The following is a 23,383-nucleotide window of genomic DNA, read 5'->3' on the forward strand; positions in this document are numbered from 1 at the left end:
TACAACCATTATATTATAACATAACAAGTCCGTCTTTCAACTAAATCGACAAATTACAAATAAGAAATTTCTTCAATATCTTTCAGCATTGTGCAAGCTTCTCTCAGCTCTCGTTCATTAAAATCATACAATAGATGCAATTCTTCGAGGTCAATCTCAATCCCATGCATTTCATAGCCGACTTTATGAAGAGCCGCAGCCCAAAGATTCGGATCTGTGTATTTAGGAAGAAATGGGTAAAGCACAAATAAGTGCCGGCGCCATAACTCCTCCACGCCTTGATAAAGGGTTGGGTTCTCATTGCCGAGCGTGTCATCGAGCATACGCAGGACCTGCTGAAGAAGCGGCATCTGCTCTGGCTTTACAGCCTCAGAAGGAACAAGTGTTAAAGAATCACCGAATTTCGTCACATGAACCGGCTTTGCCACATCATGATCTGACAGAAGCTGCAGGATCAAGGATTTGACCAAAGGGTTTCCATCCGGTTTTTGTAAGATCGTATTTAATAGACCCATATGCGGTGTAATATTCCGGTCTTTCAATGAATGGATGAACTGCACCTGCTCTTCTGGCCGCTCCAGTATATCATCTATATTGATTTCACCGCGATCACTCTCGTCTTCGTCTAAGATCTCTTCAGGCGATTCAATCATCTTCCTGCTAAATTCGAGCAGCTTGTAAAAATGCTCCGCGCTTTCTGCTGGAAGGTGGTTCTCCTCGAGTACAGCCTCAATCGTCTGTTTGACTTCCTCGTATTCTTTCAGCTGAATTAAGATGGTCATATACACTTGAAGCACGGTGAAATAGTGTCCATACCCTTCATTTAACATCTTTTCACAAACACGCTTTGCATCCTGCAGCTCACCCAGCTCCAGAAAACAAATCGCCATGCCGAGGTGAATATCGGATTCTTCATCGTCATCATAAGATTTCGCTTCTGAAAATAACTGAAGCGCCTCTTGATACTGTTTATCTTTTAATGCTGCCATTCCTTTTTCAATCAGTCTTTCTTTCAGACCAGGAAACAAAATGACATTATCTTTCTTCTTGTCATGTTTCATGCTTACGTTCCTTTCGGGCGCATATTTTTTATCAGTTTACCAACGAAGGTTAGTAAACACAAGTAACGAGAGGTTTTCATGCAAAAAAGAAGCCGTCACACCTCGGTCGGACGGCTTCTCGTTGTTTATGCACGCAGCCAGCTGCTGCGCTTTTCTTCAAATGCCTGAATGTCATCTTCTAATAATAACGTTAATGAAATCTCATCATAGCCATTCAGGAGCATTTCTCTCCAGTGAGGGTCTACTTCAAAAGGGGTCATTTTCCCTTCATGGTCTTGAATCTGCTGTTTTTCCAGATCAACCGTCATCTCATACCCTTTGTACTCATATGATGCTGCGAATGTTTTCCACACATCATAATCAAGACGAATCGGAAGCATCCCATTTTTAAAGCAGTTTTGATGAAAAATATCTGCGAATGATGGTGCGATGACAATTTTGAAACCATAATCATCAAGTGCCCAAGGGGCATGTTCCCTTGATGATCCGCAGCCAAAGTTTTCTCCTGCGATCAAAATGGATGCTCCTTCATAAATCGGCTGATTCAGCTCGAAATCAGGATTTGGGCTGCCATCGGCTAAATACCGCCAGTCGAAAAAGGCAAACCGGCCATATCCTGTTCGTTCAATTCTTTTCAAAAATTGCTTCGGAATAATTTGATCTGTATCTACATTTATACGGTTAAGCACAGCGGCTTTCCCTTTATGAGTGACTAAAGGCTCCATCTATGACAACTCCTTACACGACTGTTTTCTCTTGATTAAACTTCCTGACATCGACAAATCGGCCATGTATTGCAGCCATTGCAGCCATTGCCGGGCTGACAAGATGGGTTCTTGCACCCTTCCCTTGACGCCCCTCAAAGTTACGGTTTGACGTGGACGCGCAGCGTTCGCCTTCTGGCACCACATCATTATTCATACTGAGGCACATACTGCAGCCAGATTCTCTCCATTCAAAGCCTGCTTCAAGGAAAATTTCATGAAGACCTTCTTCTTCTGCTTGCAGTTTGACACTTTGAGAGCCAGGCACCACAATCGCTCTGACATGATCAGCTACTTTTTGTCCTTCAATCATAGAAGCTGCTTGGCGTAAATCAGTCATTCTTGAGTTCGTACAAGAGCCGATAAAGACATGCTCGATCGTAATGTCTTCAATACGCTGATGCGGATGAACACCCATGTACTCGTAAGCTCTGAGCGCTTCTTTTTGATCATCTTCTTGTGCAAAATCCTCAGGTCCCGGGATCGATGCATCCACAGGCAGCACCATCCCTGGGTTAATTCCCCACGTGACCATTGGTGAAATCTCATTCCCATCTAAAACAATCGTTTTATCATAGGTTGCACCCGGATCTGTTTTAAGTTCTTCCCATTCTTTAATGGCTGCTTCGAAGTCTTCTCCCTGCGGTGCATATTTGCGGCCGCGGCAATATTCAAAGGTGACTTCATCAGGTGCAATCAATCCTGCTCTTGCGCCTGCTTCAATCGACATATTACAAACGGTCATCCGCTCATCCATCGTCATGTTTCTGAATACTTCCCCAGTGTATTCAATGACATAACCTGAACCGAACTTCACGCCGTGTGCACCAATGACTGCTAAAATGACATCTTTGGCAGTTACCCCTTTTTGCAGCTTTCCGTCTACTCTAATTTCTAGTGTTTTCGGACGCTGCTGCCAAAGTGTTTGTGTGGAAAGTACATGTTCAACCTCACTTGTACCGATCCCAAAGGCAAGTGCACCAAACGCGCCGTGAGTTGATGTATGACTATCTCCACAAACGATTGTTTTCCCCGGAAGTGTCAAACCAAGCTCTGGTCCAACGACATGGACAATTCCTTGGTCTACACTGTGAAGGTCAGCTAGACGGACACCAAATTCAGCACAGTTGCGCTCTAGAGCACTCACCTGCTTTTTAGCAATCTCATCTTTGATCACAAATCGATTCACAGTCGGGATGTTGTGATCCATCGTCGCAAACGTGTTTTGAGGTCTTCTCACCTTGCGTCCTTTTTGTCTTAATCCTTCAAATGCTTGAGGTGATGTCACTTCATGCACCAAGTGCAGATCAATATACAAAAGGTCTGGTTTTCCCTCGCCGCTTTTGACAACATGCTGATCCCATATTTTTTCGATGATTGTTCGAGGCATAACCCTTTTCCTCCCTCTACCTAATTCAACAAGATTTCTATTTATACAATTGTTTTCGCACGTTTTTTCAGTGCGTCTACAACTGCTGTGGTGATATCGTCAGTCGTTTGATATGTTCCCTCTTTTGCTGCTAAATCCTTTGTGCGTTTGCCAGAGGCAAGAACAGCTTCCACGGCTTCTTCTATTGCAGCCGCTTCATCTTCTAATGCAAAGGATGTTCTAAGCAAGCTGGCTGCTGACAAAATGGTTGCCAGAGGGTTTGCGACATTTTGCCCCGCAATATCGGGTGCTGAACCATGAATCGGCTCATATAAATGAAGGCCTGTGCTTGATAGACTAGCAGATGGCAGCATACCGAGTGAACCAGTAATCATAGAAGCCTCGTCACTTAAAATGTCGCCAAACATATTCTCTGTCACAATGACATCAAATTGAGCGGGCTTATAAATCAGCTGCATGGCGGCATTATCAACGAGCATGTGCTCATATGCAACTTCTGGATATTGGGATGCAACTTCTTCTACCGCATCCCGCCATAGTTTACTGGAAGCAAGAACATTCGCTTTATCCACAGACGTCACTTTTTTCCGTCTCGTTAAGGCCATGTCGAACGCTTCTTTTAATACACGGACAATCTCTTCCTTTGTATAAAGGAGTGTATCAACAGCAGCTTCTTTTCCTTCATCATCCGTATAGCGCTCGCTTGGTTCACCAAAATAGAGGCCGCCTGTTAATTCACGAACGATGACGAAATCTACTCCGCTAATATGATCTTGTTTTAACGGCGACGCCTCGCTTAAGCTATCGAACACTTTGACAGGACGGATATTTGCAAATAAGTCCAGCTGTTTACGAATGGCGAGCAAGCCTTTTTCCGGGCGAAGTTCTGGCGGGTTTTGATCCCACTTTGGTCCGCCAACTGCTCCTAATAAAATCGCATCTGCGCTTTTGCACACATCTACTGTTTCCTTAGGGAGCGGATTATTTTTTTCATCTATCGCTATACCGCCAATGAGCGCAGTTTCGAATTCAAATTCGTGTTGAAATTGAGCCGCTGTTTCTTGCAGGACAGCGACTGCTGATGCTACGACTTCCGGTCCGATTCCATCGCCGGGCAAAAGTGCAATTTTCTTTTTCATGAGGACCTTCCTCCTTTCCTATGAGATCGCGTGATGTTTCTCAATTTCAAACAAATTTGATTTAAAGATTAAATGCCTGTTCACTGCATTGACGTAAGCTTTAGCCGATGCTTCCAGTACATCTTGCGCCACACCTCGGCCTGCTGTTTCTTTTCCTTCTATTGAAACAGTGACATATACTTCTGCTAGCGCGTCTCTGCCTTTTCCATTTGATTGAATACGGTAGTCTAGCAAATGAATTCTTTCCTCCATACAGCGCTCAAGCGTGTTGTACACAGCTTCTACACTGCCTGCACCTGTAGCTGCTTCTTGAATGACTTCCTGCGTTTCTTGATTTTTAAGAGAAACCGTTGCTGTTGGCATTTGTTCTGTACCATAATGTACTTGAAGGCTTTCAAATTCGTAGCCAATTTTTCGGTCTGCTACTTTTTCTTCTAATATAATAGAAATCAAATCATCATCTGTGATTTCTTTCTTCTTCTCTGTTAAGTTCTTGAAGGTTTCGAAGAACTTATTGATTTCTTCTTCAGTTAGCTTAAAGCCTAGTGTTTTCAAGCGGTCTTTAAACGCATGTCTTCCGGAGTGTTTTCCAAGGACAAGCACATCTGTTGTGACGCCTACAAGCTCTGGAGAAATAATTTCATAGGTTGTTTTTTCTTTGAGGAAACCATCCTGGTGAATACCTGATTCATGTGCAAAAGCGTTGTTTCCAACGACTGCTTTATTGCGCGGCACAATCATTCCAGAGTATTTGCTCACTACATCACTTGTACGCTTAATTTCATTCAATTGAATTGTTGATTCGACCTGATAAAAGTCTTTTCGAATATGAAGAGCTACTGCAATTTCTTCTAAAGCGGCATTCCCAGCTCGCTCTCCGATACCGTTGACTGCTGTTTCAATTTGATCGGCTCCATTTTCGATTGCTGCAAGTGAGTTTGCCACAGCCATGCCAAGGTCATCATGACAGTGTGCTGACAAATTCACGCGATCAATATTTGGAACGTGTTCTTTCATGTATTTAAAGATATTTCCGTACTCTTTTGGCGCTAGGTATCCAACTGTATCAGGTAAGTTAATCACACTTGCCCCAGCGTCAATGACCTTCTCTACAATTTCCGCTAAGAAAGCAAGATCTGTACGGCACGCATCTTCTGCTGACCACTGGACAACCGGGAAGCGTTCTTTTGCGTATTTCACCATTGAGACAGCCTGTTCTACAACTTCCTCACGTGTTTTCTTTAGTTTATGCTTCAGGTGAATGTCAGAAGTCGCAATAAAGACGTGAATTCTTGGTTGAGCCCCATCTTTTAATGCTTCCCATGCAGCATCAATATCACCTTTCACACAACGTGCAAGCCCTGCAACTGAACAGTTTTTGATTGTTCTTGCAATTTCTTGTACACCTAAGAAATCCCCTCGGGATGAAGCGGGAAAACCCGCTTCAATGATATTAACCCCAAGGCGCTCAAGCTGCTTTGCAATGATTAGCTTTTCTTGTGCATTTAAGTTCACTCCTGGTGATTGCTCTCCATCTCGAAGTGTTGTGTCAAAAAAATTAATTTTCCGCACCGACGCTCACCGCTTCCTTTTTCTTTCCTTGTTTGACGAAAGGCATCATTTCACGAAGCTTTCTTCCGACGATTTCAATTTGATGCTCACTTTCACTTTCATTAATAGCATTGAAACGTGGACGATTCACTTGGTTTTCAACAATCCATTCTTTTGCAAATGTTCCATTTTGGATGTCGGTCAAGACTGCTTTCATTGATTCTTTTACTTTTGCATCAACAACGCGTGGTCCTGATACGAAGTCACCCCATTGTGCTGTATCAGAGATTGAATATCTCATGCCTTCTAGTCCTTCTTCATACATAAGGTCAACGATCAGTTTTAGTTCATGCAGACACTCGAAGTATGCAAGCTCTGGCTGATAACCCGCTTCTGTTAACGTTTCGAACCCTGCTTTCACTAGTGAAGTAAGACCTCCACAAAGAACTGCTTGCTCACCGAATAGGTCCGTTTCCGTTTCTTCTTTAAATGTTGTTTCAAGTACGCCTGCTCTTGCTCCGCCAATTGCTTTTGCATAAGCAAGTGCTTTGTCTTTCGCTTGACCAGATACATCTTGATAGATGGCAAATAGTGCAGGTACACCAGCGCCTTGCTCATATGTTCTTCTCACAAGATGCCCTGGACCTTTTGGTGCAACAAGATAAACGTCTACGTCACTTGGAGGAACAATTTGATGGAAATGGACGTTAAATCCGTGTGCGAATACAAGTGAGTTGCCAGCTTCTAATTGATCTTTAATTTCTTCGTCATATACTTTCTTTTGCTGTTCGTCTGGAAGTAATACCATCACCACATCTGCTTGTGCTGCTGCTTCTTTTACTGTGAACACTTGATGACCGTCTTCTTGAGCTTTTGTATAAGAACCACCTTTTCTCACACCAACAATCACGTCTACGCCGCTTTCTTTTAAGTTCAGTGCGTGTGCATGACCTTGTGAACCGTAACCAATGATGGCAACCTTTTGACCATTTAATACGTTTTCTTGAATATCACCGTTATAATATACTTTTACCATTTGACTCTCTCCTTTTGTTTAGACAATTGAAATTGTTTTATTTGATTGCGGCTTTTGCTGATTATCTCTCGCAAAGGCCGTGGTGCCAGTTCTGGCGACTTCTTTAATGCCGTATGACTTAAGTAATTCAATGAGTGCTTCAATTTTTGAAGACTCACCTGTCACCTGAATGACGACACTCTCTCTGCTTACATCTACAATAGAAGCTCTAAACGGTTCAATGACCCCTGTGATCTCCATTCTAGATGATGGTGCAGATACGACTTTTATCAAAGCCAGCTCTCGCTGAACGATTGATTGGTTTGTAATGTCTGTTACTTTGAGGACATCAATTTGTTTGTTCAGCTGTTTTGTCAGCTGTTCGATGTCTTTCTCTTGGTCTACATGGACGACGAACGTGATGCGTGATACATCTTGAATCTCAGAATGGCCGACCGTAATGCTTTCAATGTTGTAATGTCGTTTAGTAAAAAGGCCAGTGATTCGGTTCAGTACGCCTGATCGATTTAATACAGTCAACACAATAATTCTTTTCAAGGTTTCACCCCCACCATCTCATGAAGTCCTTTCCCCGGTGCAACCATCGGGAATACTTTTTCATCTCTCGCTACATTGACATCGATGAAAACAGGCTCTCTAGAGGTTAGCGCTTCTTCAAGCTTTTCTTTCGCCTCTTCGTCTGATGAGATTCTGATTCCTTTAATGCCATAAGCTTCAGATAATTTAACGAAGTCTGGCTGCTCTGAAAATTTAGAATACGAGTAGCGTTCTTCGTAGAAAATTTCTTGCCATTGTCTTACCATTCCAAGGCTGTGATTATTCAGAACAATCACTTTCACTGGAAGGTTCAGCTCACGGATAACGGCAAGTTCTTGCAGGGTCATTTGGAAACCTCCGTCTCCTAAAATGGCCACAACCGTTGCCTCTTGATCAGCTAGCTGCGCGCCAATGGCTGCCGGTAATCCGAAGCCCATCGTGCCAAGCCCGCCAGATGTGACCCATTTATCTGCATTTTCAAATGGATAGAACTGCGCCGCCCACATTTGATGCTGCCCGACATCAGTTGCCACAATGGCTTCACCTTTTGTGAATTGATGAATGTATTCAATCAGCTTTTGAGGCTTAAAGCCTTCTGCTTCGTTTTCGACGTACCAGAGTGGATATTCTTCCTTCCACTGATCTAATTGGTTTTTCCATTCGGCTGATTCCCCTTGCTTCCCGTCCTGCTTGATCAGCTCTTCAAGCACTAGCTTACTGTCTCCAACAACCGGGATATGGGTGTGAATGTTCTTGCCAATTTCTGCAGGGTCGATATCAATATGAGCGACCTTCGCATGTTTTGCAAAATGATTCAGGTTGCCTGTTACCCTGTCATCAAATCTAGCTCCAATTGAAATGAGCAGATCACATTGATGAAGGGCCATGTTCGCTGCATATGTGCCATGCATGCCAGCCATCCCAAGGAAAAGAGGATGCTTTGCCGGGAACCCGCCAAGACCAAGCAGTGTATGAGCGACCGGAATTTGCTGTTGCTCTACATACTGCCTTAATTCTTCCGACGCTTTCCCATGAAGAACGCCAGCTCCTGCTAAAATGACTGGTTTCTTTGCTCTGCTCACAGCTTCTACCAATTTGCGAATTTGCAAATAGTTCGGCTCGATTTTCGGCTGATAACCAGGTAAATCAATGGGCTGATCGTATTCAAACGTTCCTTCAATGCCCGCAACATCTTTTGGAATATCAATCAAGACTGGACCAGGTCTGCCTGTTGTTGCGATATGGAACGCCTCTTTAATGACACCTGGCAACTCTTCTGGACGTCTTACTTGGTAGCTGTGCTTTGTGATTGGCATTGTGATGCCGAGCACATCCGCTTCTTGGAAAGCATCCGAGCCAATGACTGAGGTCGCCACCTGCCCTGTGAATACAACAAGAGGAAGTGAATCAATCATCGCATCTGCAATTCCCGTGACAAGGTTTGTCGCACCAGGTCCTGACGTTGCAATGACAACACCCGGTTTACCAGATATTCTTGCGTACCCTTCTGCTGCGTGAATCGCTCCCTGCTCATGCCTTGGCAGGACATGAAATAAACCAGAATCGTAAATTTTATCGTAAATCGGTAAAACCGCTCCGCCAGGATAACCAAAAATGACTTCTACTTTTTCTCTTTTGAGTGCTTCAATTAACATGAGTGCACCGTTCATCGTTTGTGGTGCTTTTGATGTTTCCGTCTCCACTTGTACATTTGTCCCCATTTGATTTCCTCCTCTTTGTCTTGCTTCAGTCAAGTCCTTTCACCCTTTTCTATTCAAGATCGAGATTTGAGACCATATAAAAAAGCCTTCTCACCCCACAATGACACTACTTTTCACTAGGTCAAAGGGGCGAAAAAGCTTTGTTTTTCGCGGTACCACCCTTGTTCACGGCAAATTCAGCTGCCGTCTCATGGACATCTTTCATCCATTTTGGTAACGAGTGAGCAATGTCACTCGGTCTGCCCTACTATCATTTCAAGCAGACACTCAGAGGTGAGTTCACTTTAGAAAGTAACACCGGTTTCCAGCTACCACCGGCTCTCTGTAGATACTGACTCTAAAGCTACTAGTCCTCTTCAACGTTTATCGATATCTATTTAGCTTGCGTGAATGTTTTCATCTGAAAAAATGACTTTTTCTCCTTCTTCAACCACTCGCTTGCGGAATTGTTCAAGAAGTTTGTTTGTGTGAACTCCAGGTTTCCCTTCACCGATTGTACGGCCGTCAACCTTTACAACGGCGATTACTTCGGCTGCGGTTCCTGTTAGAAAAACTTCTTCTGCTGTATACACATCGTGCCTTGTGAATGGTTCTTCTTTCACTTCGTAGCCTAAGTCTTCTGCAATCTCCATGATGGCATTTCTTGTGATGCCTTCAAGAGCGCCGATATAGCCTGGCGGTGTATAGAGCTTACCTTTTTTATAAATAAACACATTGTCTGCAGAACCTTCTGCCACGTACCCTTGATCGTTCAGCATCAGCGCTTCACTCACACCGGCCATATGGGCTTCGATTCGGACAAGGATGTTATTCAAATAATTTAATGATTTCACTTTTGGACTCAGTACATCGGGACGATTTCGTCTCGTCGGTACCGTCACAATGTCAATCCCTGTTTCATATAGGTGCTTTGGAAAGATGGCCAGCGGCTCTACAATGATCACTGTGTTGGCTCTCCCGCAGTTGTTAGGATCTAAACCAAGATCACCCGCACCTCTTGAGACAACAAGGCGGATATAGGCATCCTTTAGGCCGTTCCTTTCAACTGTATGAATCATTTTTTCCGTGAGTTCCTCAAGTGAATATGGAATGTTCAGCATAATGGATCTGGCGGAATCATACAGGCGATCTAAATGTTCTTTCATTCGAAAGATATTTCCGTTATACACGCGTATCCCTTCGAACACACCGTCACCGTATAAGAAGCCATGATCATAAACTGAAATTTTCGCATCCTCTTTTTTCACGAGTTCATCGTTTAAAAAGATCCACTGTTCCTTTTGGTCTTCCATTTTCAGTGAGCACCCTCTCTTTCAAACAAAAAGTAGTTGAATTTTCAGACATTTTATATTGAAGTGTCTGACGCTTGCTCAGCGTGTTTGTTTTAGCTTTTGTTGAACCCATCTTACGCCGCTTTCCATACAGTGTCAACAGCATTTTTAAAATTATTAGACAATTTAGACTAATCAAAATAAAATGTATACGCTTACACCTTTGCTAGACAAGGAATGAAAAAACTTAAAATTTTTTGTATTTTTTCTTCAATTTATTTACTTTACATGAACAGTTTTGATTTGAACAAACTTTTGTGATATTTTTTCACATGATTTTTGATGAATGTTGTTAGATTTCATTGCGCTTGTTTTTTCCTTCAGTATGCCTTTCTAAAGCGTTTTCCTATGATTTTATGATAGAATGAGACCATCTAATAGAAGGAGGGCAATACATGGCTAACATCAGAGGTTATATCGGAACGTATACAAAGGGAGACAGTAAAGGTATCTATTCCTTTACATTAAATACAGACAAGCAGCAGATTGAACAAGTAGAAGTCGCTGCTGAACTCGAAAATCCTACATATTTAACCGTGTCAGAGGATCAAAAGTTTGTGTACGCTGTGGTGAAAAAAGGGTCGCAGGGCGGTCTTGCTGCGTATCAAATTGATGCTACAACCGGTGCACTGAGTTTCATCAACCAAGAGCTTGCCGATGGCGCTTCTCCTTGTCACGTCAGCTTGGACAGTCAAACAAAAACAGCTTTCACAGCGAACTATCATAAAGGAACAGCAGAGATGTATGAAATCGATGCTGAAAATGGCTCAGTGATCCGCACGCTGTCACAGGCGCAGCATGAAGGAACTGGACCTAACGAAGACCGTCAGGAAAAACCGCACACTCACTTTATGGGTCTGACACCAGATGAAAAATATGCAGTGGCTGTTGACCTTGGAACGGATGGCATTTATACGTATAAGAAAGAAGACGGCAAGCTGGAGCTCGCGCATACATTTGAAACAAAACCAGGCAGCGGGCCTCGTCACATCACTTTCCACGCAACACAGCCAGTGGCATATGTGATGACAGAGCTAAGCTCAGAGGTGATTGTGCTTCGTTACTTTGAAGATGGTCATTTTGAAGAAGTCCAAACGATTGCGACCATTCCAAGCGACTTTACAGAGAACAATCAAGGCAGCGCCATTCATGTCTCTTCAGACGGCCAATTTGTTTATGCGGGAAATCGCGGCCATGACAGCATTGCGATTTTTAAAACAGACGCTGAAGGCCAATTAAGTCTTGTCGAGATTGCTTCATCTGAAGGAAACTGGCCTAGAGACTTTGTGCTTGATCCAACAGAAGAATTCCTCGTCGGATCAAATCAAGAATCTAGCAACCTTGTATTATACAAACGCGACAAAGAAACAGGGCGACTCACTGTCTTACAATCAGACATCACCGTCCCTCATCCAGTTTGCGTGAAATTTTTAGGATAATGAAAAAAGCCTCCGTGTGTGGAGGCTTCAGATTGTTGACAAAGGGCTAAAATGAACTTTATTTTAGCCCTTTGTCTTCTTTTCAGCGTACAGACGGCATACCGCCATCCTCAAGCTTTTGATCTATTAAAGACGTATCGGATTTTTCACCGAACCATTTTGCCAGCCTGTCTTTTGCTTTTCCTTTTACATCGTCATCAATGTACATCGCGACTTGAAGGAGAGCAAATGTAATCGCACCTAAATCATCTGTGTAGCCGACACCGATCAAAGTATCGGGGATGAGGTCAATTGGAAGGATAAAGTATCCGAGTGCTCCAATGATTAGGGTCTTCGCTTTGACAGGTACTTCGGTTTTTTGCAATGTATAGTAAAGTAATAGCACAGCATAGACAAGAGAGACCCCAGCTTTTTGTGCCGTCTTTTTTAACTTTTCCCAAAAGGCATGATCATTAAAATGCTTCTTCGAACGCTTTAATAGTTCCTTTTTCTCAGAACGATTCATCATATCGCCTCCATATTCAGCATATCCCTTTCACCTTAGTTATACAAGATATCCGCCCATTCGACAAACAAAAAGCAGCAGAAAGCCGCTGCATTCTACTGCTCTTTGTAAAACTTTTCGATCGCCTTATCGATATACACCCATCCTTTATAAGACACATGAATCGTATCTTTAAAGAAATAGGGATCATACTCATGTGAAGTCAAATCTGCGACTTCATACCCGTTATCTCGAATTTGACGATTGATTTTTTCATAATACTCTGTACGTCCCTCTTTCGGGAAACCGGTGTAATCATACCATTTTCCGTTTACAGGAATCGTCACAAACAAAGGCTTTGCCCCTGCCTGTTTTAAAATATCCAGCATGATTTGAAAATCTTTGTATTCTGGTGATTCCGCATAAGAGTGATCTTCACGAGAATCTTTCATCTTTTTCATGATCGGTTTCAGCTTGCGCTCAAACAGTTTTTGATTAATATAAAACGGGTTGTTCCCTGCTTTTTTCGCACCTAAGACACTTGCTTCTTTTTCAAGCTCAGTCCATGTTTTTCCTTTGACTGATGGAGACGGATGAAGCTTACGCTCTTTCCCTGATCCAATTGTATAGTACATGTCTTTCTTTTGAAGCATGCCATAATACATTTTTGCAATAGGAGAAATCGCGCCATAAGCGAATTTGTTCCCAGAAAGCTCTGCTTTAAAAAGCTCTGTGATGATCATGTCGTTCTTCACTGCTTTAAACGTCATGATTCTCTTGATCAGCTCTTTTTTCACAGCAGGATCAATTTCTTTATTATAGGCTAGATCAAGTGCTTGAAGCGCTGAATAGTTAGGTGCAAAGTGATTCTCGTCAGATCCCCATTTCACAAACCACTGCGGGGACACGATAAACACAAGCTTTTTCCCTTTTAATTCATCCATATGCGCTGCGAAGTTCATCGCATGAATTAATGATTGCGATCCACCTTTTCCAACAAGGTAAGGTGTGAACCCTTGAGGATTCTCATGAAAGAAATTCGAAGGGTGATATGGATCAAAACGTGATAGTTCAGAAGATCCATAGATCGGCAAATAAGTTGGATCTTTTAGCATTTCATCTTGTAAATAAAGCCCTTGGAACATCCCTGGATCTAATTCTGTAGCTGACTTTTGTAATTTGTCTTTTGGGATCAGATGTGAGAGCCATGCATTTGGTACAAGAAGAACACCAATGAATAGAACAGCCGCTAAAATAAGCGGCCCAAAAAAACGCTTTTTCATTACTTCATCTCTGCCAGCTGCTCAGCAATGTGGCTCGGTGTATCCCATACATCACGATCGAACTCTGTAATCGGAACAGTAATTCCCAGCTGACTTTCAATCGCCATCAGCAGTTCTACTGTACCAAATGAATCAAGAAGACCTTCTTCAAAAATCGCAATCTCTGGATTTTCTTTCACAACGTCGTCCTGACAAACCTCTGCAATAATACCGTATACTTGATTTTTAAATTCCATAATTTTCTACTCCCTTAATCATTAATGATGAAATGGTTTTCCTGAAAAAATATAAAATCCGAAACAAATCACATGGAATGTAATAATGATCGACACAACCATTGTGACCTTATTATCCGGCCACCACTTGTGCTTTTTATTCCATTTCTCGAATAAATTGTAACCGGACATGACAACTGCATGGTATAGTCCGTAAATAATATATTGAAGTGCGAGTCCATGCCAAGCCCCCATCAATAAAAAGAGGACAAAGTACCCAATATTCGATACGGCCATACGGTTCTTGATCCACTTCTTTTTTGTCATAAAGAACACAAATCTCATAAACACGTAGTCTCTGAACCAGAAGGACAAGGACATATGCCAGCGATTCCAGAAGTCTTTAATGTTCCGGCTAATAAACGGTTTATTAAAGTTTTCTGGTGATTTGATGCCCATGATATAACTCACACCCACAGCAAACGCTGTATAGCCAGCAAAGTCAAAGAACAAATACATGCTGTAGGCATACATATACGTCAACTGCTGAACAAAGTGACTGCTGCTAATATGATGAATATTCATCAGAATATACGTGTGAATCAGATAGCCAACAATGAACTTATATAAGAAGCCGATAAAAATTTTATGAATACCTGCGTATAGAAGATCACTGTATGCTCCCTTTTCAGGCGGCGTATCCATATCCTTTTCAAAACGGCGGTAACGATCAATCGGACCTGATGAAATCGTCGGGAAAAAGACAATGAAATAGACCAAACGATGAATCGGCATTTTCTTCTTAATCAAGCCGTCTCTTGTCTCAATAATTAACTGAACACCTTTAAATGTTAAGTACGAGATCCCTAAAAAGCTCAGCCAGTTCATTGGCGGCGGGTGATGCGGCTGATGAGTTAAAAAGAACGGTAAGATCTTTGATAGCACAAGCGGCAAAATAGATGCCACCACTGCTATATAGAATACAGATGCTTGATTCGCTTTTAGCCGGTACGCAAGATACAGGCGTATGATCAAGACTTGCCACACTGTGAATAAGAAGAGCAGCAGTGCGCCATGTGCATCCTTTGAGAAAATAAGCGTGAGCGCCACAACCGTTGCAAACATGTTGTAGCCCTGCATTCTTTTGCCGCGAAGACCAAGAATGATCGTCGGCAAAAGAAGAATACCAATGAGAATGAAGAAAAAGAATGAACTAAACGGAATCATAGAAGAACCTCTTTCGCGATTCTCTTACGGTCAACCTTCCCGTTTGGCGTCATGTACAGCTGCTCAAGATAGACAAACTTTCTTGGAATCATGTACGCAGGCAGTGAATCCGCCATTTCTTTCTTAATCGCACTTGTCAGCTGATATTCTTTTTCAAATGAATGCGCTGCTGGGACAATCGCTGCAATCAAGTACTCCACATGACCGTTGGGCTGGAACGGCACAATCACACAAGCATTGACATAAGTTGTCTCACTCACATGATATTCAATTTCTTCAAGCTCCATCCGGTATCCATGCAGCTTAATTTGATAGTCCAGACGACCGTGGCACGTAATTAACCTAGCCTGTTTCACACCTGCGTCACCTGTGCGGTAAGCAGGACGTCCTTCGTATTCAAAGAACACTTGATCCGTTAAGGCTTGTTCACCTAAGTAGCCTCTCGTGACGCTTGGCCCCACGATGACAATTTCCCCTTTTTCACCATCAGGAAGGCTCTTGCCTTCTTCATCTAAAATGACGATATCTGTATCAGGCTTCGCATAGCCGACTGGTAAAGAATCATGCTGATCAAGAATGGCCTGGGTGACTTCAATTGATGTGATCGCAACAGTTGCCTCAGTCGGACCATACGTATTAAAGACCTGCGCCTTTGGAAAGCGCTCAAGGAGTGCACTTGCTACAGATACAGGAAGTGCCTCTCCGCAGAACAAGAAAACTTTCAGCTCTGGTAAAAGCTCACCTGTAAAGGAAGGATCCATCAAGCACATTTGCACAAAGGAAGGTGTTGATGTCCACACTTCAACGTCAGATTGACCAAGTGCTGCAAACATATCCTTCGGCTTATTCACAAGATCTTTCACTAAACAGTAAAGCGTGCCGCCTGATTGAAGCGCTGGATACAAATCCATCACTGATAAGTCAAAAGAAAAGGGTGCTTGGTTTAAGAACGTGCGTCCCTCACCAATTGGGAAGTCTCGGCACATCCATTCTGTAAAGCTTTCTAAATTATTGGCTGTTACCTGAACGCCTTTCGGTTTTCCGGTACTGCCAGACGTATAAATGATGTAAAAAACATCATCCTGTTGAACCCACTGCGTGGATGGTGGTGCTTCTTTTTCAAGTGCTAAAAGCGATGCCGCACTCTTCACTTCAATGTGTTCTTCTACATCCAGTACTGTCTGCTCATTTGCACAAATCAATAGACTGGCTTTGGAGCTTTCAATAATCGAGACAATACGCTCGACAGGTATTGAGATGTCGACCGGAATATAAGGTCTGCCTGATTTCACACTGCCTAAGAAAGAAATCAGCATCTCTGGCTCCATATGACCGTATACAATGACAGGTGCACTGTCAGTTGCGACTGCATCAATCGAACCAGCCATTTGGTCTGATAGACGCCAAAGCTCATCATATGTGATCGAAGCATCTTGAGAAACAAATGCTGGCTGTGTCGGTTTTGTTTGCTGGTATTCATGAATCGTGTGTAATAGTTTCATAGTCTAATCTCCAATTAAAAATCGTTGTAAATGAATGATCCCGTATTTGCTGTATGGAATCCGTAAATAAAAAACAATAATAGAAAAATAAGTAAGTAAAAACTTGTATATCCTATCCATTTTACAGACTTATTTTCTGATAGCTTTTTGAATAGCATATTGATAACCTCTTTTCTTTTGACATTTATAAAGACGACATCGATCATCTAAAAGTTTCATATCAAAACATAAAAATTTTAAGAAATCATAAAAAAAAGATGTCGAAAATATGAACGTACCTTAGGCAAAGCTGTCTTATTGTAACAAAGATTTAATGTATTTGAAATGAAATGGAAGCTTAAATTTGCCTTAAAATTGGTGAAAGCTGTCGAGGGGTAGCAAAATTCTACTTTAGTCTTGATGTGAATTAGGATACATTGAGATGTATATAAAATAATTAATATCTACTTAGGGAGGTTAACGTATGAAAGGGCTTGTTCATCATATAGAGCTAAATGTTTCAAATTTAAAGAATTCAATTATTTTTTGGAAGTGGTTTTTAGAAGAATTAGGCTACGAGCCTTATCAAACTTGGGAAAGCGGTCGAAGTTGGAGATTGGGTGAAACTTATATCGTTTTCGTACAAACTGAAGAACGATTTATGGACATACCCTATCATAGACGCAGAGTAGGTCTAAACCATTTAGCTTTTCATGCCAGCTCCCGGCAGCAAGTAGATCATATGACTGAAAAGTTAAAAACCAAGGGGGTTAAAATTCTTTATACCGATACACACCCCTTCGCAGGCGGCGATACACACTACGCAGTTTATTTCGAAGATCCTGATAGAATTAAAGTTGAATTGGTAGCACCATGATTCGAATTTAACTCGAAAGAATACTGCATTGGCCTTTTGTACAAATCAACCAATAACAAGTGACCTCATTATTCAAAAAACGGTGCTCATATAGTCCCTTCAAAACCATTAGAATGAATTAAAAGGATGATTAACTATGGAATATAACTCTTTAATAAAAACATTAGATGAAAATGGAGGGAAAGAACTTATATTAGTTTGGGAAAATGGATTAAAGATCGTTGGTAAACCAGACACACTCTATGAATCAGATAACGTTTTAGAGGATGATGATGCAAATTATACAGAATACTATGCTGTTGCATTTAGGGTCATAGAAGTTTTGACCCAGCCTACTCATAATGAAAGTAGTATATATGATTGGATTAGTACAGGAAAAAGCTCATTAGTAGAAATTTCTCTTTATAAAGAGCCGCCAAACGAAATATATTTAGCAGACGGTCAAGAATTATGGGAATTGGACAGCGATGAATCACAATGAAAAGCCCCTCCAAATCGGAAGGGCTTTTCTACTTTGAATATATTTGTTGCTGCCTTCATATATAAGCCTATTTTCATTTTATACATTTTTGATCCATTTACGCTCATGTCATTGAAGAAGCTGATCAGAAATCAGCCACCCATTTCGATAGTTTCTTTGATACAAAAACAGGCAACGGAAATACTTAAAAATAAATCCGCTCCCAAAACCCTAATTTGAAGCGATAAACGAACTTAAGTTCCAACAAACAAAAAAGCCTGAAATCCTTGATAATAAAGGGTTTCAGGCTTTTAATTTAGTACGTCCCAGGAGAGATTCGAACTCCCGACCGACGGCTTAGAAGGCCGTTGCTCTATCCTGCTGAGCTACTGGGACATGTTGTTATGTAGTGCGCTGCGCTCGATTACCTCAGCGACAAGATTTATTATATTACTATTGTTCTTTAAAGTCAACGGTTTTTCGAAAGTTTTTTCATAAGGGGCAGATGCTGCACCCTTATGAAATACCTTCCAATGTCACGGTGTTTTCGAGGTCTTGTATCGCTAGACCTTCGTCCGTGTAAAATTGAACGTTTGCTTCGCTTCCATCTAGTGTCAGTATAGCATAGCTGCGCTCTTTGCGCACTCTTGGCAGGTGCACGCTGCCTGGGTTAATGAGGAGCTTTCCTCTTAGCAGCTCACTGCCTGGGATGTGCGAGTGGCCAAAACAGATAATGTCTGCGCCTAGCTCTTCTGCACGGTAGTAGACTTGAAGTAGGGATTGTTTGATGCCATGCAGATGTCCGTGAGTGAGAAATAGTTTTCCGCCTCCATCAAGGGGGAGCAGGAGCTCTTCTTCAAAATCGCCCATAAAGTCACAATTTCCTTTGACGACTTTGTATCCTTGGAGTGCTGGGTGGTTCGTTTCGAGTTCTGAATCTCCGCAGTGAATCATCATGTCTACCTCAGCCGCATGCCGTTTAGCAATGGTTTGAAGCTCGTCTGTGAGTCCATGACTGTCACTAATGATGAGTATCTTCATGGCTTCATTCCCCCTTATTCATTTGCGTCTAGCAATGATGAAAGCTTTTGAAGCGCGACCGCTCGATGGCTGATCTTGTTTTTCTCCTTTGGTGATAACTCGGCCATCGTCTGGTCTTTGTCTTTGACGATGAAAATCGGGTCGTATCCGAAGCCATTTTCGCCGATTGGTTCTTCTGCGATGAAGCCTTCTACTGATCCTTCTACCGTCTTTGTTTCTTTGCCCGGTGTGCTGACAGCAAGGGCACATCTGAATCTGGCTGTGCGGTCTTCTTTTTCAATTCCTTTAAGCTCGCTCAGCACTTTCCTTACATTCTCGGCATCGTCTTTATGCTCACCAGCGTATCTTGCTGAATAAACGCCAGGTTTCCCGCCCAGATAATCAATCGACAAACCGGAATCGTCTGCAATCACCATTTCACCTGCTTTGGCCTGAATAGCCTCGGCTTTGATGATCGCATTTTCCTCAAAGGTTTGTCCTGTTTCTTCGATCTCTTCTGAGAATCCGATGTCTGCTAGTGTTTTGACCGTGAAACCTTTTGGCTCAAGAATGGCTTTGAATTCTTTCGCTTTGCCCGGATTATGCGTTGCAATGATCGCTGTTTTCATCCTGATCAAACCCTTCTAGTTATTCGATGACTTCTCCTGTCACTGCTTTTTGCTTTTCAATTAATTCTTTGATGCCCTTTTCGGCTAGATCAAGCAGTCCGTTTAGCTGCTCTCTTGAAAAGGTCGCTTCTTCACCTGTGCCTTGAAGTTCAACGAAGCGTCCAGCGCCTGTCATGATGACATTCATATCCACTTCAGCCGAAGAATCTTCTTCATAGTTTAAATCTAACAGAAGCCCCTGTTTAGAATCAATTCCGACGGATATCGCCGCTAAATAATCAGTGATTGGGTTTTCTTTCATGACTCCTTCAGCCCGAAGCTTTTGAATCGCAAGTGTCATGGCCACAAATGCACCTGTGATGGACGCCGTCCGTGTTCCGCCGTCTGCTTGAATCACATCACAATCAATCCAAATTGTGCGTTCACCAAGCTTTTCTAAATCAACGACTGCGCGGAGTGCTCGTCCAATTAAGCGTTGAATTTCCATTGTACGTCCTGTGACTTTTCCTTTAGAAGATTCTCTCATCGTTCTTTGTGCTGTTGCTCTTGGAAGCATGCTATATTCTGCTGTAATCCAGCCTTTTCCTTCTCCTCTTAAAAAAGGAGGTACGCGGTCTTCGATTGATGCGTTACAAATCACCTTCGTATTTCCCGCTGAGATTAAGACAGAGCCCTCTGGATGCGTGATGTAGCCTGCCTCTATTTCAATTTTTCTTAATTCGTCATATTGTCTTTCATCTAATCTCATGATTTACCTCCGTTACGATATACATTCCGCGCGGGTGCCAGCGGGGTTCTCCTACTAACTTAGACAACCTTGATCGGTTCTAATCGCTTGGAATAAAAAAGAGGCAGCGAATATGCATGCCTCTTTTTCTCCATTATATCAATGTGTGACGTTAAAAACTACCTGTATTCACTTGTTCTGGTCTTGAAACTGGCTTTGTGAGCTCTGCCCCTTTTTCATTCACAAGCTCTGCCTTTCCGTTTACCTTCACAGATACGCTTTTCACATCCGGCAGCTCTGTTAATGTGAGGACAATGCTATCAAGAACTTTTTGTGAAATGACCTTTTTCTTTTCATCGGCACTGCCAAAAATGGATTCGTTGAAATCAAGTGTCACATGGCCGTCTTTTACTTTTGGTACATCATTCAGCTTCACGTCTTGATCAAAGTCTGTGAGCAAATGGCTTGTTTTACTTGGTCCAGAGACGAGCTCATCAATGGCTGCTGTAATTGGATCATCCCCGTCTTTTGGCGCTCTTGTTGTGACAGGAACGTAGTACGTCTGCTCATCAGATTCAGATAAGTAGTAGACGGTCACTGGCTTTGTCGATGTCATATCAGCGGCAGCCTCGTGCTGAATATTAATGCCGTCCTCTCTGCTTAAATCATCTGAAATCGGGGTGCCGTTCACAGGCATTTCTTTTAATTCATGTCCATTCATCTTCAATTTGACTTTGGCTACCGAATCAAACTGTGTTAACGTCCAAGTGACAGATTGCAGGATGCGCTGTTCGTCTTCTTTTTTATAGTTTTTGAATTCATTTGAAAAATCCACAACCGCCGTTCCGTCTTTAATATCGACAGATACATTCGTGTCAGCTGGCAAGACGGCTCTAAATCCATTTGGCATCAGGTTGGAGATGGGTCCTCCATCCACGAGATATTCAAGGGTTTGTTTGGCACTTCCTTCGTTTTTCGGCAGCGGAATGGATTGAGACACGACATAACCGTTTTTATCAATTAAATATAATTCTCTCATAACCGTATCTGCCTGCTTCTCTTCTTTTTCTTCTTTGGCTGTTTGTTTGTCTTCTTTATTTTCTTTCACATATGTGACATTTTGTGGTGGATCAATCTCTGTTTTCGCTTGGTCTGTTTGAAACAATCCGCATCCTGATAAAAGCATGGCTGACGCGATACACGTCACAGCTGCTGTAGTTCCTTTTTTCAGCATACTTCACCCTCCTCTAGTAGTTTGTACTACTATGTATACGAGCTCCCTAAGAGGATTAGACCCTTTTCATAAAAAAATAACCCACTTCATGTAGAAGCGGGTTATTGCTGATATACCTGCTCGAGTGACACGGTCTCGACCTTACCTGGCAGGTAGCCGAACCAGTCACGAGCGATGTTTTGAAAATTTTGCTGCTGCCCTGTTGTGTAAAATGTATGGACAGGCTCTTCCTTAGAAGCATTTAACAGCCCTTTATATGAAAGAATCGTACTTGCTTCTCTAGCTGTCTCATCACCTGATGAAATGATGCTCACATCACTGCCCATAAAACGCTGAATCGGCTCTTTTAAAATAGGATAGTGCGTGCAGCCAAGAATGAGCGTATCAATTCCTGTTTCTTTCATCGGTTCAAGAGAGGCTTTCACCACTTCATCTGCTGTCTGATCTAAAAACGTACCGCTTTCGACAAATGGGACAAGCATCGGGCAAGCCAGACCTTGTACCGTCAGACCTGCTTTTAAAGAAAGCAGTGCTTCTTTATAGGCCTCGCTTTTGATCGTATTGACAGTTCCGATGACACCAATATGCTGATTGCTTGTCACCTTGATTGCTGTGCGGGCTCCGGGCTGGATCACGCCAATGACCGGAATATCGAGCGTTGCTTTAATTTCATCAAGCGCAATCGCCGTCGCTGTGTTGCATGCAATGACAAGCATTTTAATATGATGATGTCTCAATAAGTAATGCGCCATTTCCCATGTATATTGTAGAACCTCTTCTTCTTCCCGAGGGCCATACGGACATCGTTTCGTATCGCCTACGTAAATGATTTTTTCTTTTGGCAGTTGCCTCATGATTTCCTTTGCAACGGTTAAACCGCCAACGCCGGAATCAATGACGCCGATTGGTTGATCCAACAAAATCGCCTCATTTTCTTTTCATTTGCTGCTGTAGTTTCGTTAGAGATTGATTGAAAACGATGGCTTCTTCTTCTGAGAAAGCCCCTAGAAGTTCACTGACGTATTCTTGGCGTTTGACAATCACTTCTTGAATGATCCGCTCGCCTTCAGGCAATAAATGAATGCGAACCACGCGGCGGTCAGAAGGGTCTTTCACCCGTTCGACAAGTTCACTTTTTTCCATTCTATCAATTAAATCGGTTGTCGTGCTGCAAGCCAAATACATCTTTTGTGATAACTCGCCTATTGTCATATCTCCGAATTCATAAAGCCACTGGAGCCCTATAAATTGAGGAGGTGTTATCGTATATTGATTTAGGATTTCTCTGCCTTTTTGCTTAATAATTGCGGCAATATGGCGCAATGATTTTTCAATCTCTGCAACATGGTCGAACTCATTCGTTTCCATTTCATTGATACCTCACTATAGCATCTCACTTTGATTAAAATGTACATTCCTATTTTCCTCGTTTTTCAAAGAAAATGCAAGAAGAGACTCAAGGAAATCAAATAGAAATAACCGGTTCCTCCCCAATGCGGAAGGAAAACCGGCTGACGTTAGAGCTCTAGCTCACCCATACGCAGAAGCTCGACTACGGCCTGTGAACGACCTTTAACTCCTAGCTTTTGCATGGCATTCGAAATATGATTTCGAACAGTCTTTTCGCTAATAAAAAGCTCGCTTGCAATTTCTTTTGTTGTTTTATCTTGGACGAGCAATTCAAATACTTCTCTTTCTCTTTTGGTTAATAGCGGCTTGGATTGAAACTCTTTCTCCTTCAAGTATTGTAACCCTCCTTGCTAAGGTGAGAGCTCTA

At 42.4% G+C, this 23,383-nt stretch carries 25 protein-coding genes, 1 tRNA gene and 1 other annotated feature; of the genes, 3 read left to right on the forward strand and 23 right to left on the reverse strand.

Translation table 11 applies throughout. The annotated features are described in order from the left end of the window. Positions 1-53: 53 nt before the first annotated feature. The 9 genes from ddcA to ilvE all read right to left on the reverse strand — a co-directional run bounded on the left by ddcA (position 54) and on the right by ilvE (position 10,491). Positions 54-1,061, reverse strand: a complete 1,008-nt coding sequence (gene ddcA / locus NPA43_RS12390) for a DNA damage checkpoint antagonist DdcA (RefSeq protein WP_099726965.1) — start codon at positions 1,059-1,061, stop codon at positions 54-56. A 125-nt stretch (positions 1,062-1,186) separates the two neighbouring features. Further along, positions 1,187-1,786 (reverse strand): 3-isopropylmalate dehydratase small subunit, encoded by a 600-nt coding sequence (gene leuD / locus NPA43_RS12395; protein ID WP_099726964.1) that lies wholly within the window; start codon positions 1,784-1,786, stop codon positions 1,187-1,189. 13 nt (positions 1,787-1,799) lie between these two features. Further along, positions 1,800-3,215: a 3-isopropylmalate dehydratase large subunit gene (gene leuC, locus NPA43_RS12400; protein ID WP_099726963.1), complete on the reverse strand. Its 1,416-nt coding sequence runs from the start codon at positions 3,213-3,215 to the stop codon at positions 1,800-1,802. 41 nt (positions 3,216-3,256) lie between these two features. Beyond that, a complete protein-coding gene (gene leuB / locus NPA43_RS12405) occupies positions 3,257-4,354 on the reverse strand; it encodes a 3-isopropylmalate dehydrogenase (protein WP_099726962.1) in 1,098 nt (365 codons plus the stop codon). A gap of 18 nt (positions 4,355-4,372) precedes the next feature. Then, positions 4,373-5,926 carry a 2-isopropylmalate synthase gene (locus tag NPA43_RS12410; protein ID WP_099726961.1) on the reverse strand — a complete coding sequence of 518 codons (1,554 nt, stop codon included), beginning with the start codon at positions 5,924-5,926 and terminating at the stop codon, positions 4,373-4,375. Then, on the reverse strand, positions 5,913-6,941 hold the full coding sequence (ilvC, locus tag NPA43_RS12415) for a ketol-acid reductoisomerase (RefSeq protein WP_099726960.1): 1,029 nt from the start codon (positions 6,939-6,941) through the stop codon (positions 5,913-5,915). Before ilvC ends, NPA43_RS12410 begins: the two co-directional genes overlap by 14 nt. 18 nt (positions 6,942-6,959) lie before the next feature. After that, entirely contained in the window at positions 6,960-7,478 is a 519-nt protein-coding gene (gene ilvN, locus NPA43_RS12420; protein WP_256498862.1) for an acetolactate synthase small subunit, read from the reverse strand. Further along, positions 7,475-9,199, reverse strand: a complete 1,725-nt coding sequence (ilvB, locus tag NPA43_RS12425; protein ID WP_256498865.1) for an acetolactate synthase large subunit — start codon at positions 9,197-9,199, stop codon at positions 7,475-7,477. The genes ilvN and ilvB overlap by 4 nt, the downstream gene beginning before the upstream one ends. 122 nt (positions 9,200-9,321) lie before the next feature. Further along, positions 9,322-9,568, reverse strand: a binding site (T-box leader). Positions 9,569-9,576: 8 nt separating this feature from the next. Next, complete coding sequence (gene ilvE / locus NPA43_RS12430; protein WP_256498867.1) at positions 9,577-10,491, reverse strand: branched-chain-amino-acid transaminase; 915 nt, start codon at positions 10,489-10,491, stop codon at positions 9,577-9,579. Positions 10,492-10,925: 434 nt separating this feature from the next. Between ilvE and NPA43_RS12435 the strand changes: the two genes are divergently transcribed. Beyond that, a complete protein-coding gene (locus tag NPA43_RS12435; protein ID WP_256498868.1) occupies positions 10,926-11,969 on the forward strand; it encodes a lactonase family protein in 1,044 nt (347 codons plus the stop codon). A gap of 82 nt (positions 11,970-12,051) precedes the next feature. On the opposite strand, the gene NPA43_RS12440 is transcribed toward NPA43_RS12435, so the two are convergent. The 6 genes from NPA43_RS12440 to NPA43_RS12465 form a co-directional block, all read right to left on the reverse strand. Beyond that, positions 12,052-12,474, reverse strand: coding sequence for a YkvA family protein (locus NPA43_RS12440; RefSeq protein WP_099726956.1), 423 nt, complete (start codon positions 12,472-12,474; stop codon positions 12,052-12,054). 95 nt (positions 12,475-12,569) lie between these two features. Then, complete coding sequence (gene dltD / locus NPA43_RS12445; protein WP_230031010.1) at positions 12,570-13,736, reverse strand: D-alanyl-lipoteichoic acid biosynthesis protein DltD; 1,167 nt, start codon at positions 13,734-13,736, stop codon at positions 12,570-12,572. Continuing rightward, entirely contained in the window at positions 13,736-13,972 is a 237-nt protein-coding gene (gene dltC / locus NPA43_RS12450) for a D-alanine--poly(phosphoribitol) ligase subunit 2 (protein ID WP_044331457.1), read from the reverse strand. The genes dltD and dltC overlap by 1 nt, the downstream gene beginning before the upstream one ends. 21 nt (positions 13,973-13,993) lie before the next feature. Beyond that, complete coding sequence (gene dltB, locus NPA43_RS12455; protein ID WP_099726954.1) at positions 13,994-15,178, reverse strand: D-alanyl-lipoteichoic acid biosynthesis protein DltB; 1,185 nt, start codon at positions 15,176-15,178, stop codon at positions 13,994-13,996. Then, positions 15,175-16,680 carry a D-alanine--poly(phosphoribitol) ligase subunit DltA gene (gene dltA / locus NPA43_RS12460; RefSeq protein WP_256498869.1) on the reverse strand — a complete coding sequence of 502 codons (1,506 nt, stop codon included), beginning with the start codon at positions 16,678-16,680 and terminating at the stop codon, positions 15,175-15,177. The genes dltB and dltA overlap by 4 nt, the downstream gene beginning before the upstream one ends. Positions 16,681-16,694: 14 nt before the next feature. After that, positions 16,695-16,844: a teichoic acid D-Ala incorporation-associated protein DltX gene (locus NPA43_RS12465; RefSeq protein ID WP_223251640.1), complete on the reverse strand. Its 150-nt coding sequence runs from the start codon at positions 16,842-16,844 to the stop codon at positions 16,695-16,697. Between the two features lie 299 nt (positions 16,845-17,143). Between NPA43_RS12465 and NPA43_RS12470 the strand changes: the two genes are divergently transcribed. After that, complete coding sequence (locus NPA43_RS12470; RefSeq protein WP_099726952.1) at positions 17,144-17,536, forward strand: VOC family protein; 393 nt, start codon at positions 17,144-17,146, stop codon at positions 17,534-17,536. 136 nt (positions 17,537-17,672) lie between these two features. Further along, the gene (locus tag NPA43_RS12475; RefSeq protein WP_099726951.1) at positions 17,673-18,017 is read left to right on the forward strand and encodes a hypothetical protein; all 345 of its coding nucleotides are present in this window, start codon (positions 17,673-17,675) and stop codon (positions 18,015-18,017) included. Positions 18,018-18,318: 301 nt separating this feature from the next. Here the strand turns inward: NPA43_RS12475 and NPA43_RS12480 are convergent. From NPA43_RS12480 to gerE, 8 genes are all read right to left on the reverse strand, one after another. Continuing rightward, positions 18,319-18,392, reverse strand: a tRNA-Arg gene (locus NPA43_RS12480). A gap of 120 nt (positions 18,393-18,512) precedes the next feature. Beyond that, entirely contained in the window at positions 18,513-19,037 is a 525-nt protein-coding gene (locus tag NPA43_RS12485; protein ID WP_099726949.1) for a YfcE family phosphodiesterase, read from the reverse strand. A gap of 14 nt (positions 19,038-19,051) precedes the next feature. Beyond that, on the reverse strand, positions 19,052-19,654 hold the full coding sequence (locus NPA43_RS12490) for an XTP/dITP diphosphatase (protein ID WP_230031014.1): 603 nt from the start codon (positions 19,652-19,654) through the stop codon (positions 19,052-19,054). Between the two features lie 10 nt (positions 19,655-19,664). Then, positions 19,665-20,393: a ribonuclease PH gene (gene rph, locus NPA43_RS12495; protein ID WP_099681411.1), complete on the reverse strand. Its 729-nt coding sequence runs from the start codon at positions 20,391-20,393 to the stop codon at positions 19,665-19,667. A 151-nt stretch (positions 20,394-20,544) separates the two neighbouring features. Continuing rightward, a complete protein-coding gene (locus tag NPA43_RS12500; RefSeq protein WP_230031015.1) occupies positions 20,545-21,606 on the reverse strand; it encodes a GerMN domain-containing protein in 1,062 nt (353 codons plus the stop codon). A 101-nt stretch (positions 21,607-21,707) separates the two neighbouring features. After that, positions 21,708-22,526: a glutamate racemase gene (gene racE, locus NPA43_RS12505; protein ID WP_268254812.1), complete on the reverse strand. Its 819-nt coding sequence runs from the start codon at positions 22,524-22,526 to the stop codon at positions 21,708-21,710. A gap of 7 nt (positions 22,527-22,533) precedes the next feature. Continuing rightward, a complete protein-coding gene (locus tag NPA43_RS12510; RefSeq protein ID WP_099726944.1) occupies positions 22,534-22,974 on the reverse strand; it encodes a MarR family winged helix-turn-helix transcriptional regulator in 441 nt (146 codons plus the stop codon). 149 nt (positions 22,975-23,123) lie between these two features. Then, positions 23,124-23,348: a spore germination transcription factor GerE gene (gerE, locus tag NPA43_RS12515; protein WP_003184172.1), complete on the reverse strand. Its 225-nt coding sequence runs from the start codon at positions 23,346-23,348 to the stop codon at positions 23,124-23,126. Positions 23,349-23,383: the final 35 nt, after the last annotated feature.

Source organism: Bacillus pumilus (genome assembly GCF_024498355.1).
Classification (GTDB): domain Bacteria; phylum Bacillota; class Bacilli; order Bacillales; family Bacillaceae; genus Bacillus; species Bacillus pumilus_P.

Coding starts and splice junctions, on each gene's coding strand:
- ddcA (WP_099726965.1), bottom strand. CDS start 1,061: ATGAAACATGACAAGAAGAAAGATAATGTCATTTTGTTTCCTGGTCTG.
- leuD (WP_099726964.1), bottom strand. CDS start 1,786: ATGGAGCCTTTAGTCACTCATAAAGGGAAAGCCGCTGTGCTTAACCGT.
- leuC (WP_099726963.1), bottom strand. CDS start 3,215: ATGCCTCGAACAATCATCGAAAAAATATGGGATCAGCATGTTGTCAAA.
- leuB (WP_099726962.1), bottom strand. CDS start 4,354: ATGAAAAAGAAAATTGCACTTTTGCCCGGCGATGGAATCGGACCGGAA.
- ilvC (WP_099726960.1), bottom strand. CDS start 6,941: ATGGTAAAAGTATATTATAACGGTGATATTCAAGAAAACGTATTAAAT.
- ilvB (WP_256498865.1), bottom strand. CDS start 9,199: ATGGGGACAAATGTACAAGTGGAGACGGAAACATCAAAAGCACCACAA.
- ilvE (WP_256498867.1), bottom strand. CDS start 10,491: ATGGAAGACCAAAAGGAACAGTGGATCTTTTTAAACGATGAACTCGTG.
- NPA43_RS12435 (WP_256498868.1), top strand. CDS start 10,926: ATGGCTAACATCAGAGGTTATATCGGAACGTATACAAAGGGAGACAGT.
- NPA43_RS12440 (WP_099726956.1), bottom strand. CDS start 12,474: ATGAATCGTTCTGAGAAAAAGGAACTATTAAAGCGTTCGAAGAAGCAT.
- dltD (WP_230031010.1), bottom strand. CDS start 13,736: ATGAAAAAGCGTTTTTTTGGGCCGCTTATTTTAGCGGCTGTTCTATTC.
- dltC (WP_044331457.1), bottom strand. CDS start 13,972: ATGGAATTTAAAAATCAAGTATACGGTATTATTGCAGAGGTTTGTCAG.
- dltB (WP_099726954.1), bottom strand. CDS start 15,178: ATGATTCCGTTTAGTTCATTCTTTTTCTTCATTCTCATTGGTATTCTT.
- dltA (WP_256498869.1), bottom strand. CDS start 16,680: ATGAAACTATTACACACGATTCATGAATACCAGCAAACAAAACCGACA.
- NPA43_RS12470 (WP_099726952.1), top strand. CDS start 17,144: ATGAAAGGGCTTGTTCATCATATAGAGCTAAATGTTTCAAATTTAAAG.
- NPA43_RS12475 (WP_099726951.1), top strand. CDS start 17,673: ATGGAATATAACTCTTTAATAAAAACATTAGATGAAAATGGAGGGAAA.
- NPA43_RS12485 (WP_099726949.1), bottom strand. CDS start 19,037: ATGAAGATACTCATCATTAGTGACAGTCATGGACTCACAGACGAGCTT.
- rph (WP_099681411.1), bottom strand. CDS start 20,393: ATGAGATTAGATGAAAGACAATATGACGAATTAAGAAAAATTGAAATA.
- NPA43_RS12500 (WP_230031015.1), bottom strand. CDS start 21,606: ATGCTGAAAAAAGGAACTACAGCAGCTGTGACGTGTATCGCGTCAGCC.
- NPA43_RS12510 (WP_099726944.1), bottom strand. CDS start 22,974: ATGGAAACGAATGAGTTCGACCATGTTGCAGAGATTGAAAAATCATTG.